The sequence below is a fragment of the Corynebacterium sp. HMSC035E02 genome (assembly GCF_001836065.1).
GTDB classification, from domain to species: Bacteria; Actinomycetota; Actinomycetes; order Mycobacteriales; family Mycobacteriaceae; genus Corynebacterium; species Corynebacterium hiratae.
In genome coordinates this window covers 24,809-40,545 of record NZ_KV827378.1, presented here as the reverse complement: position 1 = coordinate 40,545, position 15,737 = coordinate 24,809, and the positions used below count along the sequence as shown (strand labels likewise).

General features: G+C 62.5%; 17 protein-coding genes. 8 read left to right on the top strand and 9 right to left on the bottom strand.

From position 1 onward, the window contains the following. Positions 1–41: 41 nt before the first annotated feature. The 3 genes from HMPREF2635_RS12665 to HMPREF2635_RS12655 are packed head-to-tail and all read right to left on the bottom strand — an operon-like array spanning position 42 to position 2,562. Positions 42–866, bottom strand: a complete 825-nt coding sequence (locus HMPREF2635_RS12665; RefSeq protein ID WP_070524193.1) for a YwaF family protein — start codon at positions 864–866, stop codon at positions 42–44. Between the two features lie 53 nt (positions 867–919). Next, on the bottom strand, positions 920–1,567 hold the full coding sequence (locus tag HMPREF2635_RS12660) for an ABC transporter ATP-binding protein (protein ID WP_070745199.1): 648 nt from the start codon (positions 1,565–1,567) through the stop codon (positions 920–922). Further along, complete coding sequence (locus tag HMPREF2635_RS12655) at positions 1,567–2,562, bottom strand: ABC transporter permease (protein WP_070821876.1); 996 nt, start codon at positions 2,560–2,562, stop codon at positions 1,567–1,569. Before HMPREF2635_RS12655 ends, HMPREF2635_RS12660 begins: the two co-directional genes overlap by 1 nt. 115 nt (positions 2,563–2,677) lie before the next feature. Between HMPREF2635_RS12655 and HMPREF2635_RS12650 the strand changes: the two genes are divergently transcribed. Genes HMPREF2635_RS12650 through HMPREF2635_RS12640 form a run of 3 tightly spaced genes read left to right on the top strand, consistent with a single transcriptional unit; the run spans position 2,678 to position 5,450 of the window. Further along, a complete protein-coding gene (locus tag HMPREF2635_RS12650; RefSeq protein ID WP_046648779.1) occupies positions 2,678–3,883 on the top strand; it encodes a histidine kinase in 1,206 nt (401 codons plus the stop codon). After that, positions 3,819–4,439: a response regulator gene (locus HMPREF2635_RS12645; protein WP_046648778.1), complete on the top strand. Its 621-nt coding sequence runs from the start codon at positions 3,819–3,821 to the stop codon at positions 4,437–4,439. Before HMPREF2635_RS12650 ends, HMPREF2635_RS12645 begins: the two co-directional genes overlap by 65 nt. After that, positions 4,440–5,450, top strand: coding sequence for an NAD(P)-binding domain-containing protein (locus HMPREF2635_RS12640; RefSeq protein ID WP_070821875.1), 1,011 nt, complete (start codon positions 4,440–4,442; stop codon positions 5,448–5,450). 3 nt (positions 5,451–5,453) lie between these two features. Here HMPREF2635_RS12640 and HMPREF2635_RS12635 read toward each other — a convergent pair whose 3' ends face one another. Further along, positions 5,454–6,026: a VanZ family protein gene (locus HMPREF2635_RS12635; protein WP_070821874.1), complete on the bottom strand. Its 573-nt coding sequence runs from the start codon at positions 6,024–6,026 to the stop codon at positions 5,454–5,456. Positions 6,027–6,112: 86 nt separating this feature from the next. On the opposite strand from HMPREF2635_RS12635, the gene HMPREF2635_RS12630 reads away from it, so the two are divergent. Beyond that, the gene (locus HMPREF2635_RS12630; protein WP_046648775.1) at positions 6,113–7,078 is read left to right on the top strand and encodes an MDR family oxidoreductase; all 966 of its coding nucleotides are present in this window, start codon (positions 6,113–6,115) and stop codon (positions 7,076–7,078) included. A gap of 44 nt (positions 7,079–7,122) precedes the next feature. Here HMPREF2635_RS12630 and metS read toward each other — a convergent pair whose 3' ends face one another. The 5 genes from metS to HMPREF2635_RS12605 all read right to left on the bottom strand — a co-directional run bounded on the left by metS (position 7,123) and on the right by HMPREF2635_RS12605 (position 12,878). Beyond that, positions 7,123–7,290 (bottom strand): methionine/alanine import NSS transporter subunit MetS, encoded by a 168-nt coding sequence (gene metS, locus HMPREF2635_RS12625; RefSeq protein WP_046648774.1) that lies wholly within the window; start codon positions 7,288–7,290, stop codon positions 7,123–7,125. A 25-nt stretch (positions 7,291–7,315) separates the two neighbouring features. After that, positions 7,316–8,935 (bottom strand): sodium-dependent transporter, encoded by a 1,620-nt coding sequence (locus HMPREF2635_RS12620; protein WP_070821873.1) that lies wholly within the window; start codon positions 8,933–8,935, stop codon positions 7,316–7,318. A 247-nt stretch (positions 8,936–9,182) separates the two neighbouring features. Next, positions 9,183–10,508, bottom strand: coding sequence for an MFS transporter (locus HMPREF2635_RS12615; protein ID WP_046648772.1), 1,326 nt, complete (start codon positions 10,506–10,508; stop codon positions 9,183–9,185). A 117-nt stretch (positions 10,509–10,625) separates the two neighbouring features. Next, positions 10,626–11,891, bottom strand: a complete 1,266-nt coding sequence (locus tag HMPREF2635_RS12610) for an AMP-binding protein (protein ID WP_369816132.1) — start codon at positions 11,889–11,891, stop codon at positions 10,626–10,628. Between the two features lie 366 nt (positions 11,892–12,257). Further along, positions 12,258–12,878: a TetR/AcrR family transcriptional regulator gene (locus tag HMPREF2635_RS12605; protein WP_246818623.1), complete on the bottom strand. Its 621-nt coding sequence runs from the start codon at positions 12,876–12,878 to the stop codon at positions 12,258–12,260. Positions 12,879–12,990: 112 nt separating this feature from the next. Between HMPREF2635_RS12605 and HMPREF2635_RS12600 the strand changes: the two genes are divergently transcribed. The 4 genes from HMPREF2635_RS12600 (at position 12,991) to paaC (ending at position 15,715) form a co-directional block, all read left to right on the top strand. Then, entirely contained in the window at positions 12,991–13,449 is a 459-nt protein-coding gene (locus HMPREF2635_RS12600; RefSeq protein WP_070701858.1) for a hotdog fold thioesterase, read from the top strand. Between the two features lie 111 nt (positions 13,450–13,560). After that, complete coding sequence (gene paaA, locus HMPREF2635_RS12595) at positions 13,561–14,547, top strand: 1,2-phenylacetyl-CoA epoxidase subunit PaaA (protein WP_046648768.1); 987 nt, start codon at positions 13,561–13,563, stop codon at positions 14,545–14,547. A 47-nt stretch (positions 14,548–14,594) separates the two neighbouring features. Continuing rightward, the gene (gene paaB, locus HMPREF2635_RS12590; protein WP_046648767.1) at positions 14,595–14,882 is read left to right on the top strand and encodes a 1,2-phenylacetyl-CoA epoxidase subunit PaaB; all 288 of its coding nucleotides are present in this window, start codon (positions 14,595–14,597) and stop codon (positions 14,880–14,882) included. Further along, on the top strand, positions 14,879–15,715 hold the full coding sequence (gene paaC, locus HMPREF2635_RS12585; RefSeq protein ID WP_070821872.1) for a 1,2-phenylacetyl-CoA epoxidase subunit PaaC: 837 nt from the start codon (positions 14,879–14,881) through the stop codon (positions 15,713–15,715). Before paaB ends, paaC begins: the two co-directional genes overlap by 4 nt. The last annotated feature ends 22 nt before the right edge of the window (positions 15,716–15,737 follow it).

The window sequence follows — 15,737 nt, the reverse complement described above, 5'->3', positions numbered from 1 at the left end:
TTTTCGCAACGAAGCCCTCGAATTTCGCGGTTCGCGGGCCACTATTTACGAAAACGTACCGTGGCCCGGCGCAGGATCCCGGACGCGGTACCGACGGACTTGCGCATGAGCCCGCGTGGCCCCACCGCCACCGTGCCGCGGCGCAGCGAAGTGTTCTCCCAGGGCCACGTCATCCCCGCCCATGCTGCTGCGACGGCGAGAGTCTCTGCCGCGATGTAGCCGGGCCAGGGTCCCAGCAGGTTGATGATAGAGGGGCTTCCCGGCGCGTGGTTAAGGAAGCCATAATTGCCGTCGGTCTTCGCATTGACCGCCATGGCGGTGGCCATCCATACAGGGGTGACCTTCACGGCGAAGCGATAGCCCTTCCACGTCGGCCGGTAGCCCAAACCAAAGGTCAGCGCTAGCGGAACAGCAAGGGCCACGATGTGGAAGAACCAATAGGTACCAAACCGCAGCCAGCGCGGGGAGAAGTAGTAGATGACATCCGGGGTAATGATGGCCTGCGGGTTGAGGATGATGCCCCAGAAGTAGGTCAAGGTCAGGGCATGTTCGTTGCCGGTAATGAGCCCCAGCGCCAGGATAGGGCGCAGCACATCGCACAGATGCAAAGGCAAAGACTCGCGGATATCGAATTGCTTCGGATCCAGGGAGATAACCGTCCACGCAGTACCCGCCACCAGCAAGGCCCAGCCCACCATCCGGCGGATGAAGGTCTCGCGGGAGGTTCCCTTGATTCTGCGGGCAGCGACGATAAAGACCCCGCAGGCCACCACGGTGATGCTCAACATAAGCGCATGCAATGCGGTCCACTGCTGCATGCGCGGGTAGTCAGTCGGGCTTACTCGGGGTTTGCGGGGTCGAATCATAACGGGGTATTAATTTACCCCTTTGTATGAACATGTGAGAGATGAGCGGGTTCTTACGCGGCTAGCTCGGAATATTCGGAGAGCTTTCCATCCTTGACCTCGACCACGTTGTCGGCATAGTCGAGCAGGCTGCGGTCGTGCGTGATGAACAGAGTTGCGGTATCGAAGTCATCGGTGACACCACGTAGCAACTTGGCAATCTCGCGGGAGAGCTTGGAGTCCAAGGCGGAGGTTGGCTCATCAGCAAGCAGCACGGAAGGCTGGCCCATGAGCGCACGCGCAATGTTGACGCGTTGGCGCTGCCCACCGGAGAGCTGGTTCATGCGGCGGTTGCCAAAGCCCTCCAAGCCCACGAAGCTGAGCAGCTCGTCAGCCCGGTCACCGCGGGGCTTGCGGCCCTCCATGTGGTCAATGATGAGCAGCTGCTCGCGCGCAGTCAGGGCTGCCAACAGGTTGGCTTGCTGGAAGATGAGCCCGCGGGTGCCGTGCATCTCAACGGATCCGGAGTCCGGCTCGATAAGTCCAGCGGCCACGGAGAGCAGGGTGGATTTACCGGAACCGGACTCACCAATCACGGCGGTGAGCCCGCCGGGCTTAACGTCTAGGCTCACGCCGTCGAGCGCAGTTGTGCGGGACTGGCCGTCGGGGTAGGTCACCACGATGTCGCGCAGTGACAGGGCGGGAGTAACGGTGGTAGTCATTAGGCGTTGCCTCCTAGGGCGTCGAGCGGGTTGATCTTGGAAACGCGGCGGGTGGCCAGGAAGGCACCGGCGATGCCGAGCAGCCAGATGCCGAGCGCGGGGACGATGACGGTCATGGCGGAGACCTCGAAGGGCACAGCACCTTGGGCGGCAAGGCCCAGCAGCCAGCCGACGAGCGCGCCCACCCCAACGCCAATCGCCAAGATGATGGCTGCCTGAGCGATAGCATCCTTGAGCAGGTACTTCACGCTGGCGCCAAGGGCACGCAGGATGGACAGGTCACGGGTGCGCTGAATGGTCCAGATGCTCAGGAAGGCGATGGTGACCAGCGCGGAGATACCGTAGAGGAAGGCTTGCATGGTCAGCAGGGAACCGCGCTCCGAGCTATAAGCCGGCAGGCCGGACAGGGCCTTGCCCATGGACACGGAGGTGTCGGTCGGCTCGTGGGAAAGCACGGCCACGCCCACCATGTCCTCGGGGGAATGGGAAACCTTCTGCCAGGTTTCGGTGGAGACCCACACCACCGGGGAGTGGGAGTAGTACTCATCCTCAACCACTGCATTCACGGCCAAGTCCACGCCGCCGAGGGTGCCCCGGGACGGCACGTTCAGGGCCTCGTCGATGGACTGGCTCAAGACCATGCCTTCCTCCGGAATCACGGTGCTGGAGCCGGGGATCTGGGTACCTTCGGGCAGGCCGAAGACCGCCACGCCGCCGTGGCCCTCAAGCTTGGTCTGCGAAGTACCGAGCGGAATGCCAGAAGCGGGGACATCCTCGGCGAAGATCTCCGACTCGGTGAAGGACGGGTCTTCCGTCGAGAAGGTCACATAAGGAGTCTGCTCCCCGAGCGCCTCGAGGGCGGAAGTATTTTGCTTGGAGAGGCCTTGGGTCAGGCCGGACAACATAACGAGCAACAACGTAATTAGAGCCACGACGCCGCCGATCAGGAAGAACCGACCGCGGGCGGTGACTATCTCTCTCAATGCCAGGAACATACTCTTAATCCTGCTGTGGCCAGCGCAGAAAGTAATCGAGTAGCCAGTTGAACCTCCACTCAACCAGTTGGTTGATTCCCCTTCCTCCAGCCAGAGGATAAGCTGGAGCGCCGTGATGATGAGCAACAAACTGTGGACCGTGGGACTGCACGCCATGTTCGGTTTTCTCCTCGTCTTCGGAGTGCTCCGCGCGTGGGCCGATGACCGCCTTGACGCCCGCGCCCTCGGCCTCTCCATCGCACTCGCAGTGGTCTACACGGGGTTTGCCATCTTCGGCTCCCGCACCATCACCCGCCCCGTCCCCACCACGCTGTGGCTCGCCGCCCTGTGCCTGCTGTGGATCGGGCTTATGGTGCACGCCCAAGACTTCATGTGGCTCGAGTTCCCGCTGGTCTTCGTCTTTATCCATGCGCTTCCCTTCTGGCCGGGAATCGTCGCCAGCGTGGTGCTGTGGGCCGTCGCCGCCTTCGTCCCCGCATGGATCCACCCGCAATTCTGGACCGCGGCCGCAGCCATCGGGCCGTTCATCGGCACCTGCTTTGCCGTGGGCGTCTACCACGCCGCCCGCCGGGTTCAGGCGGAGGCGGCGCACCACGCGGCCGTCGCCAAGCAACTGCGTGAGACCCAGGAGGAGCTAGCGGCCAGCGAGCACCAAGCCGGGCGCCTCGAGGAGAGGGAGCGGCTCTCCCGCGAGATTCATGACACCGTGGCGCAGGGGCTGTCCTCCATCGTCCTGCTCAGCCGCGCCGCCAAGAACACCTCCGCTCAACAGGATGTCACCGAGCAGCTCGCGCTCATTGAAAAAGTGGCCCAGGACAACCTGGCGGAGGCCCGGCGCTTCGTCAAAGAGCTGGCGGCGCCTGCCTCCTCCATCGACGCGGAACTGCGCACACTTGTGGATGAGCTCCAAGCCCAGGCTAAGGGCCTGGGGCTGCGCACCCGCTTCGGGCTCAAGCTCACCGGCAGTGCCGACGTCCCCACCGAGTTTTCCCACGTCATCCTGCGCGCCGCGCGCGAAGGTCTCACCAATGTCATGAAACACGCCGACGCCGACCGCGCCGTGGTCACTCTGGGCTCTTTCGAGGATGGAATCATCCTCGATGTCGTCGATGACGGCCGCGGCATCGAAGGACCACGGGGCTTCGGGCTGACCGGCCTGGAGCAGCGTGTTCGCAGCGTTGGCGGCAGCGTCCAGGTAGAATCTTCACCCGCCGGCACCGCACTCGCGGTGCGAATCCCAACAGGAAGCAGCAGCAATGGTCAACGTGATGCTCATCGACGATCACCCCGTAGTCCGCGCCGGGCTGCGCGCGATTCTTAACGCCTTCCCCGACATCGTGGTGGTGTTGGAAGGCTCCGATGGCTCGGCCGTCGAAAAGCTGGCGGATGCTGATGTTCCCCATATCGATGTGGTCGTCTGCGATATCCAGATGCCGGACGTCGACGGCATCGCCGCCACTCGGCGCGTGCGCGAGCTCGACGGTCCACCGGTGCTCATTCTGACCACCTATGACACGCAGGCGGATATCCTGGCCGCCGTGGAGGCGGGCGCGCTGGGTTACCTGCTCAAGGACGCCCCCGAGGAAACCCTGCACGCCGCGGTGCTCGACACGGCCGCGGGAAAGCGGACCTTGGCGCCTGAGGTCACCAACCTCTTAGCGGAGCGCTTGGCACAGCCGGAGACTGCGCTTTCACCGCGCGAGCTGGAGATCCTGCAGGCGCTGTCCACGGGAGATTCCAACAAGCAGATTGCCCAGCGGCTCTTCATCTCCGAAGCCACGGTCAAGACCCACCTCATCCACGTCTATCAAAAGCTCGGCGTGGAAACCCGCACGGCGGCCGTCTCCGCGGCCCGCGAGCGAAAGCTCATCCAATAGATGCATGCCTACGATTGCATCGTGGTGGGTGGCGGCCAATCCGGCCTGGCCACCGGCTATTACTTGCGCCGTCAGAAGCTCGATTTCCTCATCCTCGACGCCAACTCCTCCCCCGGCGGGGCCTGGCAGCACGTGTGGGATTCACTCACGCTCTTTAGCGATGCCCAGTCCTCCACCCTGCCCGGCTGGCCCATGCCCGCCCATCCCGGTTTCCCGCCGGCTTCCCACGTGGTGGATTACCTCACCCGCTATGAGCAGCGCTATGACCTGCCGGTCCGGCACGGGGTGACGGTGGAGCGCGTGCTTGACGACGACCCCCTCTTCCACCTCTTCACCACCCACGGTGAGTTCCGCTCCCGCACCGTCGTGGCTGCGACGGGCACCTGGTCCGCGCCGTTCATCCCCTTCTACCCCGGTGAATTCCAGGGGCGCCAATGGCACACGGCGAGCTACCCGGGGTGCGGTCCTTTCTTAGAGCGCGGCCACAACAATCCTGTAGCCGTTGTCGGCGCGGGCAACTCCGGTGCCCAAATCGCCGCCGAGCTAGCTCTCGCGGGCGTGGACACCACGTGGTTTACCACGCACCCGCCGCGCTGGATGCCGGATGATGTCGACGGGCGCGTGCTCTTTAGCCGCAACAGACAGCGCATGCTGGCAAAACTTCGGGGCGAGCCGGACCCGGGGCCGGAAAGTGAGCTAGGAGACATCGTCATGGTCCCGCCGGTGCTCAAGGCCCGTGATAATGGGCTGCTGCGCGCCACCGGCATGTTCTCCTCGCTGGACCAGTTGAACCGCGAAGGCTTCAGCGATCTCATCTGGGCCACCGGCTTCCGCCCAGCGCTGCGCCCCTTCCCTGGGCTGCTGGCAAAAGGAAAGCCCACGGTGGAAGGCTTCTTCCCCGTGGGCTATGGCTCGTGGACGGGCCCGGGCTCGGCCACGATTACCGGTGTCTCCCCCTATGCGCGGCGGGTGGCGGGGGACGTCGCCAAGCTCGTGCGTACGCCCAGCTAGGCACTACAGCGTCGCCATGGCGAGGAGCACCACCGCTGCCAGCGCAAGCAGGAATCCGAGGCGGCGCAGAATCTTCATCTGCTCTTCGCGTCCCACGCGCGCCATGAGTGCGGCGCCGAGGACAGCACCCACCGTGTTGTATAAGAGGTCGTCGATATCGCTAAAGCCCAGCGCAAAGATGTACTGGGCGCTTTCGATGCACAAGCTGATCACGAGCCCAAGGAGCATCGTCCCGCCCAAGCCCCAGCGAATCCTGACGCGGTTGCGCCCGGCCACGTAAATCGCCGCTCCCAGCGGCATGAAGAGAGCAATATTCCCCAGGAGATCGGTCCACCCGCCGTACCACACGGAGGCGTTCTCAAAACCGCCAAAGAGCTGCAGGTTGACCCTTCGCACCGCGTGCGCGGAACCATCCACCACGCCGGGGATGTCCATGAAGGGCTTGCCCACCGTCGCCAACACCACGACCACTAGGGACAGGGCCGCGACAAGGAGGGAATCACGAAGCAGGTGGCGATACGGATCCGGCGCGGGCCGCAGCCGATTGCGCGAGCGTTGAGCTTCTATCCCAGTCATGCGCCTCACCCTAGTGGTTTTCGCTGGCAATCGGCTGAAGCAGAAGCCAGAAAACACTGCTTCACATCCTCTGTACGATAGTGTCCATGAACACACTGATTGTCACTCGCACGGATTCCGGAGTAACGCACTCATTCCAAGAGCAGCCCCTGCTCGGGGAAGGTGACACGGTCGTGGATGTGCAGTTTTCCTCCCTCAATTACAAAGACGCCATGGCCTTGGAGGGCGATAAAGGTGTCATGCGCATCGATCCGCTCGTCCCCGGCATCGATGTGGTGGGCACCGTGGTGGAAACGTCCGATTCACGCTTGAGCCCTGGCCAGCTTGTCGTCTCCTGCGGCGATGGCCTGGGCGAGTTCCGCCATGGCGGCTACACCACCCGCCAGCGCGTCAACGGTGAAGCCACCATCCCCGTACCCCAGCGTTTCAGCGCGCACGATGCCGCCGCGATTGGCACGGCCGGATACACCGCTGCTATCTGCGTGAACCAGCTGCGCACGCACGGCACGACGAAGGGCCATATCCTCGTCACCGGTGCCACCGGCGGCGTGGGCTCCATCGCGGTCCAGCTGCTCAAGTCTTCCGGCTACGAGGTCACCGCCGTCACCGGCCGCGTGGAATCCCAGTCGGAGTACCTCACCTCACTCGGCGCGGATCACGTGCTTGACCGTGCAGCGCTGTCTGAGACCGGCCGCCCGCTGCAGAAGGCGCTGTACGACGGCGCCATTGACACCGCCGGTTCCACCGTCTTGGCCAACGTGCTGGCGCAGGTGCGCTGGGGCGGCGTGGTGGCGGCCACCGGTATGGCGGCTGGTCCGGACCTTCCTGCCTCGGTGCTTCCGTTCATCCTGCGCGGCATCGTGCTGGCCGGCGGTAACTCCGTCGATGCGCCCCGCGAGGTGCGCGAGGCGGCCTGGCAGCTTCTCGACGAACACCTCGACCTCACCATGCTGAACTCTATTACTGAAACGGTGCCGCTGGCCGATGTCGCCACTGCCGCTCAAGAGCTGCGCGCCGGCTCCCGCCATGGGCGCACGGTAGTCGAGATATAGGAAGGGGCAGGTGTGAACGGGCAACCGTTTACTGCCCGGCCCCTTTAGTGGTGCACGCGGTGCGATAGCGATTCGTCGTCGGTGCCGGGGGCGTTACCCAGCTCGCCGGTGAATTCATCGTCGCTGCGCGCCAACCAGATGGAGGACACCACCAGTCCGCCCCAGATGACGACGACGAAGAGGATGAAGAGCAGGATTGCGCTTGTAGTCATTGTTATTCTCCTTTCCTACTAGCCGCTACTTGTCGTCCGTGCTTGGTGCGGCGGAGTTTCCTGCAGCGAGGGGGTTCGGTGTGCCGGCCGGGCGGCCGCCCACTGGGACGCCGTAATCAGACGTCTCCAAGCCGTCCAGATACTTGTTTCCGCGGTAGGCCACCAGCGGCATGACGAAGCTAACGAGCAGAATAACGCCTAGAACTGCCCAGCCAAAGAGCCCAATCTGGGTGGAGGAGTAGCCCTCATAACCTTCGCGGACAATCGTGATGATCTCGTTGACCAGGAAGTAGACGAGCAGCAGCGGGGTCGCGACGAAAGTCAGGAACTGCCAGAAGCCACCCACCTTGAACTGCGACACGGCGTTGATGTGCTGCTGGATCTCGCGGCGGCGGCCGGTAACCCAGCCGACGACTACGAGGGCGCAGATGGCGCCGAAGACGATGCCCAGATTGTTGGTGAACTTATCCATGATGTCCAGCGTGACCAGGCCCGAGGAGGTGGCGAACAGGAAGCAGGACAGTACTCCCATCGCGCTGCCAACGCTGATGGCAGAAACGCGGCGAGAGATGTTGAACTTATCTGCCACGGCGGAGACGACGACCTCCATGATGGAAATCAGGGAGGTCACGCCGGCCAGGAAGAGGGAGCCGAAGAAGAGGACGCCGAACAGTCCGCCGAGCGGCATGAGGTTGATGATCGTCGGGAAAGCAATGAAGGCCAGGCCGATGCCGGAAGATGCCACCTCATCCACCGCCACGCCCTGCTGGGCGGCCATGTAGCCCAGGGTGGCGAAGACGCCGATACCGGCCAGCACCTCGAAGGAAGAGTTAGCAAAGGCCGTAACCAGGCCGGTGTTGGTGAGGTTGGTGCGCGGCTTGAGATAAGAGGCGTAGGTAATCATGATGCCGAAGCCAATGGACAGGGAGAAGAAGATCTGCCCGTAGGCGGCAATCCACACCGACGGGTTGCTCAGCACGGACCAGTCCGGGGTGAAGAAGGCGTTGAGGCCCTCAGCGGCGCCGTCGAGGAAGAAGGCACGGATGACCAAGATGATGAACATGACGGCCAGGACCGGCAGGAAGATGGAGGTCAGCTTACCGATGCCCTTGTTGATGCTCGTGGCCAGCGTAGCGATGCAGACAACCCATACGAGGATCATGACGCCCAGAATGGATGGGACAACGTGCCCGGAATAGGTTGCCTCCGCGTCTGCTTGGAGGAAGTCAACCATGAAGTACGTCGAAGGATCCTCGCCCCACGTCTGCTGCAAGGACTTAATGGTGTAGAGCGCTGCCCACGCAATGATGGCGGCGTAGTAGATGGCGATGAAGAAGTTCACGCCGACCTTGAACCAGCCGATTCCTTCCCAGCGGCTGCTGATGCGGCGGAATGCCAGCGGCGCCGAACCGCGGAAGCGGTGACCAATGGCGAGGTCGAACCACAGGATGGGGATACCGGCGGTCAGCAAGGCAACCATGTACGGGATGAGGAAGGCGCCGCCGCCGTTCTCATAGGCAACGTAAGGGAAGCGCCAGATGTTACCCAGGCCGACGGCGGAGCCGATGGCGGCCATGAGGAAGACGAAGCGCGTATTAAAAGTATCGCGTGTAGAGCGAGTCTTATGCGGGGTTGATGTGGTCATGAGAGAACTTTCTTCTTGAGCAAATATCGCGCACCACAAGACCGTAGGAATTGTTTATACGGGCCGCGTACGACGAGTATTAGCGAGAAGCTTAGCCTACCTGCCAACCTATAGGTACCGTTTTGAATAATTATTTACCCCCACAACGCCACACCCCCTTTAGGGCCTGACCCTCCAACCGGAACAAAAGCCAGCGGAGAAAGGGTTAAGCGCTAAAGGGGGTGGCGAGTGAACAAACTCGGGGCGATTAAACGTGCAGATCGCGGTCCTGAATACCCTTCGGGACGGTGAGCACACCGATGAGGGAAACGACCGAAATCGCGATGCCGTAGGCGGCGATGGCCATCGAGGTCTCGTACCGCGTGTACAGCATCTCTGCAATCATCGGGGCAAAGGCACCACCGATGATGGAGCCGAAGGCGTAACCGATGGACACGCCCGACAGGCGCACCTTCACCGGGAACATCTCCGCGTACATCGCTGACTGCGGGCCATAGGTCGCACCCAGGATGACACCCAGGAGGAACACGGCCACGCCGAAGAACATGACGTTGCCCGAGTCAACCGCCCAGAACACCGGGGTGATATACAGCGCCAAAACGATGTAGCCGCCAATGAACGTCGTGCGGCGCCCCAAACGGTCAGACAGGTGGCCGAAGTACAGCGTGCCGATAAACCAACCAATCGACGCGATCAGGGCTACCCCAAGGGCCTGGGGGCGGGTATAGCCCACGACCTTCGTGCCATAGGCGGTGAAGTAGGCGATGACGAAGTAGCCAATCGCGTTGTTGGCGGCGAAGATGACCGCGCACTTGATGACGGTTCCGAGGTGGCCCTTGAACAGGACCGCAAGCGGTGCCGTGGACTTTTCCTTTAGTTCCTCCATCTCCGCGAAGGCCGGGGACTCTTCTACTGCCCGGCGAATCAGGTAGCCCAGGAGAATGAGCACCACGGAGGACAGGAACGGGATGCGCCAGCCCCAGGCAAGGAACTGCTCCGGAGTGAGGACGGAGGAGAGAACCAGCATGAAGATGGTGGCGAGGAACATACCAAGAGGCACACCAACCTGCGGGAACGCGCCGAACAGTCCACGCTTGCCCTGCGGCGCGTGCTCAACGGCCAGCATCGCCGCGCCGCCCCATTCGCCGCCGGCGGAGAGGCCCTGAAGGATGCGCAAGATCACTAGCAGGATAGGCGCTGCCATGCCGATAGAGGCGTACGTCGGCAGCACACCCATCAACATGGTGGCCAAGCCCATGCCGACCAACGTGACCACGAGGACCGGCTTGCGTCCGAGCCGGTCACCCAAGTGGCCGGCCAAAATTGCCCCGAGAGGACGGAAAAGGAAGGAAATACCCAGCGACGCCCAGGCAATGATCTGTGCGAGGGAGGCGCTTTCGTTGGAGACCGGATCGAAGTACTGGGTAGCGAAGATCAGGCCGGCGGCCTGAGCGTAGATGAAGAAGTCGAACCACTCAATGGTGGTGCCGACCATCGAACCGGCGAGCACGCGCTTGTGCTCTGTAGTGATTCCCGGCCCTTGGGCAGGCTGTTGGGTGACTGGTGCAGACATAGTGGGAGTCTTTTCTCTATGGGTGCAGAAGCACGGTGGATACAGTTAAAGCCAGTGAACGAAAGGGGCAATGAGTGAGGCGGGGCGTGCCGAAGAAGCCGAGAACGCTGCAGTGTTTTACTGATCGCGGTTGTCGACGATCCTCTTGGCCTTGCCCTCACCGCAATCGACGTGGTCAGTAATCTCGACGCCAACGGTGACGCCGATGCGCTCCTTAATCTGTTTCTTCAGCCACGCGGCGGAGGCATCGATCTGATCAGGAGTAGCCTCCGAGGAGTGCTCAACCACCAGGGTGAGGTGGTCCATACGGCCACGCTTGCTCAGCACGCACTGGTAGCGCGGGCGAAGCAGGCGGTCCTCGGTGATGATCTCCTCGAACTGCGACGGGAAGCAGTTCACGCCACGCAGGATGATCATGTCATCGTTGCGAGCGGAGATGCGGTCGATGCGGCGCATCGAACGCGCAGTGCCCGGGAGCAGGCGGGTGATGTCGTGGGTGCGGTAACGAATGATCGGGAAGGCCTCCTTGGTGAGGGAGGAGATGACCAACTCGCCGTACTCGCCGTCTGGAACCGGCTGCATGGTCTCCGGATCGATGATCTCTGGGTAGAAGTGGTCCTCCCAGACGGTCAGGCCATCCTTGGTCTCGACACATTCTTGGGCCACGCCAGGGCCCATTACCTCGGAGAGGCCGTAGATATCGGTGGCCGTAATGCCGAAGCCTTCTTCGAGTTCGCGGCGCATTCCCTCGCTCCACGGCTCGGCGCCAAAGACGCCGGCGCGCAGGGAGGATTCGCGCGGATCCAGGCCTTCCTTGCGCATGCGGTCAAGGAGGTTGAGCACGTAAGACGGCGTACCCAGAATTGCGTCCGGCTGGAAGTCCTGCATGATCTGGATCTGGCGCTCCGTCTGACCACCGGAGGTCGGAATCGCCGTGGCTCCTAGGGCCTCAACGCCATAGTGAGCGCCCAGGCCGCCGGTAAAGAGGCCATAACCGAACGTAATCTGAACCTTATCGCTCTTGCGCAGGCCGCCTGCCCGCAGCGAACGGGCTACGAGCTCGGCCCAAATACGCACGTCATTCTCGGTGTATCCCACGACGGTCGGGCGACCCGTGGTGCCGGAAGAAGCGTGGATGCGGGAGATTTGGTTCTGGCCAACAGCAAACATCCCGAAGGGGTACTCCGCGCGAAGGGTTTCCTTGTCGGTGAACGGGAACAGCGCAAAGTCCGAGAGTTCCTTGAAGTCATCCGGGTGAACGCCCTTCTCATCGAACGCACGGCGGTAGTGCGGGACGTTGTAGTACGCGTGGCGAAGCTCGTTCTTCGCGCGCGCGGTCTGCAGCGCAATGATTTCATCGCGGGAGGCGTACTCAATGCCCATCTGGGGGCCGTGGTGGTCAGAGAAGATATCAAACGTTGCGGTCACGTCAGTTGCCTTTCATTTCGAGGAGAGGGGAATACCACACCCTTTAAGCTCCCTCGAAAGTGCTGCAAGAAGTTGGTTAGCTGGGACAACGCACAAAAGTACGTTAATTACTTACCGTTCGGTTGGGTAAGTCTTGTGACGTACACTACAGGCCGTTGTGGTGATAGACAACACAATTAGGCCAAGTTTTTGAAGCGCGACACATCATCGCAGGCCACGGCGGTTTCACCGACAAAAGAAGCCCCCACCCCCATATGGAGCCCCAACGGCGGAGCGAAACGCTCGCCCCCGACTAGCCGATCGACTACTTGCCCATCGCGACTAGCCCGTCGCTTGCGGAGCTAGGCCGCCAAACACAACACTCTCAAAAGCACTGGCCAGCTCCTCGGCACCAAGTCGCCCCTCCGGCTCGTACCAATCAGACGTCGAGTTAATCATTCCGAAAATCATGCGGGTCAACAGCGGAGCCTCAATATCGGAGCGAATAGCCCCCTCCTCCTGAGCAGCCTCCACCAGCGGAACCACGGAACGCGTCAGCGTACGGCGGCGCTCCAACGCGCTCCGCTCCACCTCGGAGTTTCCACGCAAACGGAGCAAGAGCGCGACAGACTTCGGGTCGGAGCACAGCACCTCAATCGAGCCACGCAACAGCCCGCGCACCCTCTCCCCCGCCGATACATCGGCCGCGGCCATCTCTTCCGCGACCGCTTCCAAACGGCTCAGTGCCTGCACTACCGTGAGCTCCAAAATCTCTTCTTTCGACGAGATGTGGTGATAGAGCGCGGACTTAGAAATCCCCAATTCGCTCGCCACGTTATCCATCGACGTGGCGTCGTAGCCGCGGGCTGTAAAAGCACGGACAGCTGCACGAATGACATCTTCACGGGAGTAGCCGGGGCGGCCACGTGCCGCGCCCTGGACAGCGGATTTCTCATTCTTCACGCAGTCCATTCAAGCAGAGAGCCCCGAGCACCGTTAGACTAGTGAGCCACCACACCCCTTTTCGCTCCTTCGGCAGCACTGCGGAAACCCCTTACCTCAAGGAGGAATTCCCATGAGCACCGAGCACCCCATCCTCGCCCCCGGCGTCGCCGAAGGCCCCGAGTTCACCCACGTGCGCACCATGTTCGACGATGACCGTGCCACCGCGGAGATTGGCGCGAAAATTACCGCGCTAGACGTCGGCAGGTGCGAAGGCCACTTCACCGTCCGCCCGGAGATGTGCAATGGACATGGCACGGCACAAGGTGGCTATCTATACATGTTTGCCGATTCCATCTTCGCCGGCGTTTGCAACTCCGGTGGCGACTTGGCCGTGGCCGCGCACAACTCGATTCACTACATCGCCCCAGCCTTCGAAGGGGACGTCGTTGACGGGGTTGGGGTGACCCGCCAAGCCTGGGGCCGCAACGGCGTTGTCGATGTCACCCTCAGCATCAAGGGAAAGCCCATCGCCGAATTCCGCGGCACGTACCGCGTGCTGCCCGCCAAGCCCCAGAATCGCAACAAGTAGGGCGCAGCTCACAAACTTGGTTGACATAGCTCACACATGCCCCATATACTGACCAACCAGTCAGTAAGTATCACAGAGCCGACACTGAGCAGAGAGGGAACGATTCCTCCCATGACCCCATCAGAGAAAACACTCGCCGCCGTCCCGGCCGCGGATGAAGCACAAGCACAGCAGCGCTTCGACGAGCTCATCGCCGAAGACTCCCGCATCGAGCCCACCGACTGGATGCCCGCTGCCTACCGCAAGACCTTGACGCGTCAGATTTCCCAGCACGCGCACTCCGAAATCATCGGCATGCAGCCGGAGGCCAACTGGATCAGCCGCGCGCCTTCGCTCAAGCGCAAGGCCATCCTCATGGCCAAGGTGCAGGATGAGGCCGGCCACGGCCTCTACCTCTACTCCGCCGCGGAGACCTTGGGCACCTCGCGCGACGAGCTGGTTCAGCAGCTGCTCGACGGCACCGCCAAGTACTCCTCCATCTTCAACTACCCGGCGCGCACGTGGGCCGACATCGGAGCCATCGGCTGGTTGGTGGATGGCGCCGCCATCTGCAACCAGGTACCGCTCTGCCGCGCCTCCTACGCCCCATACGGCCGCGCCATGGTGCGCATCTGTAAGGAAGAGTCCTTCCACCAGCGTCAAGGTTGGGAGATCCTCTACGAGCTGTCCCACGGAACCCCCGAGCAGAAGCAGATGGCGCAGGAAGCCATCAACCGTTTCTACGGCCCAGCACTGCAGATGTTCGGCCCGCCGGATGATGACTCCCCCAACTCCAAGCAGTCCATGGCATGGAACATCAAGCGCTTCTCCAACGACGAGCTGCGCCAGCGCTTCGTGGACATGATTGTCCCGCAGGCCGAAGCCCTTGGCCTGCACTTCGAGGACCCGGACCTGAAATGGAACGAAGAGCGCGGCCACTACGACTTCGGCGAGCTCGACTGGTCCGAGTTCAAGGCCGTCATCAAGGGCGAAGGCCCCTGCAACGTGCAGAGGATGCAGCGACGTCGCCAAGCGCATGCCGACGGCGCGTGGGTCCGTGAGGCTGCCGCAGCCTACGCCGAGAAGCACCACTCGGCTGACACCTCGCTTATCGCCTAAGCCCAAGCACACTGCCCAACCAGCCACGACACTTTAAGGAAGATTCCATGTCCAGCTCCACCTGGCCCATGTGGGAGGTCTTCGTACGCTCCTCCCGCGGCCTTTCCCACGTTCACGCCGGCTCGCTCCACGCACCGGATGCCACCATGGCCCTGCGCAATGCCCGTGACCTTTACACCCGCCGCAACGAGGGAACCTCCGTCTGGGTTGTGCCCAGCGAAGCCATTGCCTCCTCCGACCCGGACTCCAAGGGCGGATTCTTCGAATCCCCGCAGGGCAAGAGCTACCGCCACGCCACGTACTACGACAAGTCGGAAGGAGTGCCGCACCTGTGACCGGATTTGCAGCCGCCGATTCTGCGACCAAGCAATCGCAGGGCAACGGCATCACCGCAGAAGACATCGCCGCCTCCGGCGCAGTCGCCCCCGAGGACACGGCCAACTATGCGCTCATGTTGGCCGATGACGCCCTCATCCTGTCCCAGCGCCTGGGCTGGTGGATTTCCCGCGCGCCGGAGATGGAAGAGGATATCGCCCTAGCCAACATCGCGCTCGATCTCATCGGGCACGCCCGCTTCCTCCTCACCTATGCCGGCACCGCATGGGGCAAGACCGAGGATGACTTGGCCTACTTCCGCACCGAGGAGGAGTTCCGCTCCGCCCGCCTCGTCGAACAGGAGAACGGGGACTTCGGCTACACCATCGCCCGCCAGCTGCTCTTTTCCTACTACCAGTACGGGCTCTACACGGCCTTGCTGGGGTCGCAGGATGAAACCATTGCGGCGATCGCGGCGAAGGCCATCAAGGAAGTCGAGTACCACGTCGACCACGCCAACCAGTGGATTCTGCGCCTTGGTCTCGGCACCGAGGAGTCCCACCGCCGAATCACGGAGGGCCTGATGTACATGTGGCCCTACCTCGACGAGCTCTTCGAAGACCTCCCGATCCACGAGAAGCTGGCGGCAGAAGGCATCGCAGTTCTGCCCTCGAGCCTGCGCGCGCAGTTCGATGAGCGCATCGCCTACGTCCTAGACAAGGCAGGTCTGGCCATCCCGGACGTCAAGCAAGCCCGCTCCGGGCAGCGCACCGGGCGTTTCTCCGAGCACCGCGGTTTCATCCTCGCGGAGATGCAGTCCTTGGCGCGCCAACACCCCGGCGCGACCTGGTAAAGACAAGGAAAGGACCAAGGTT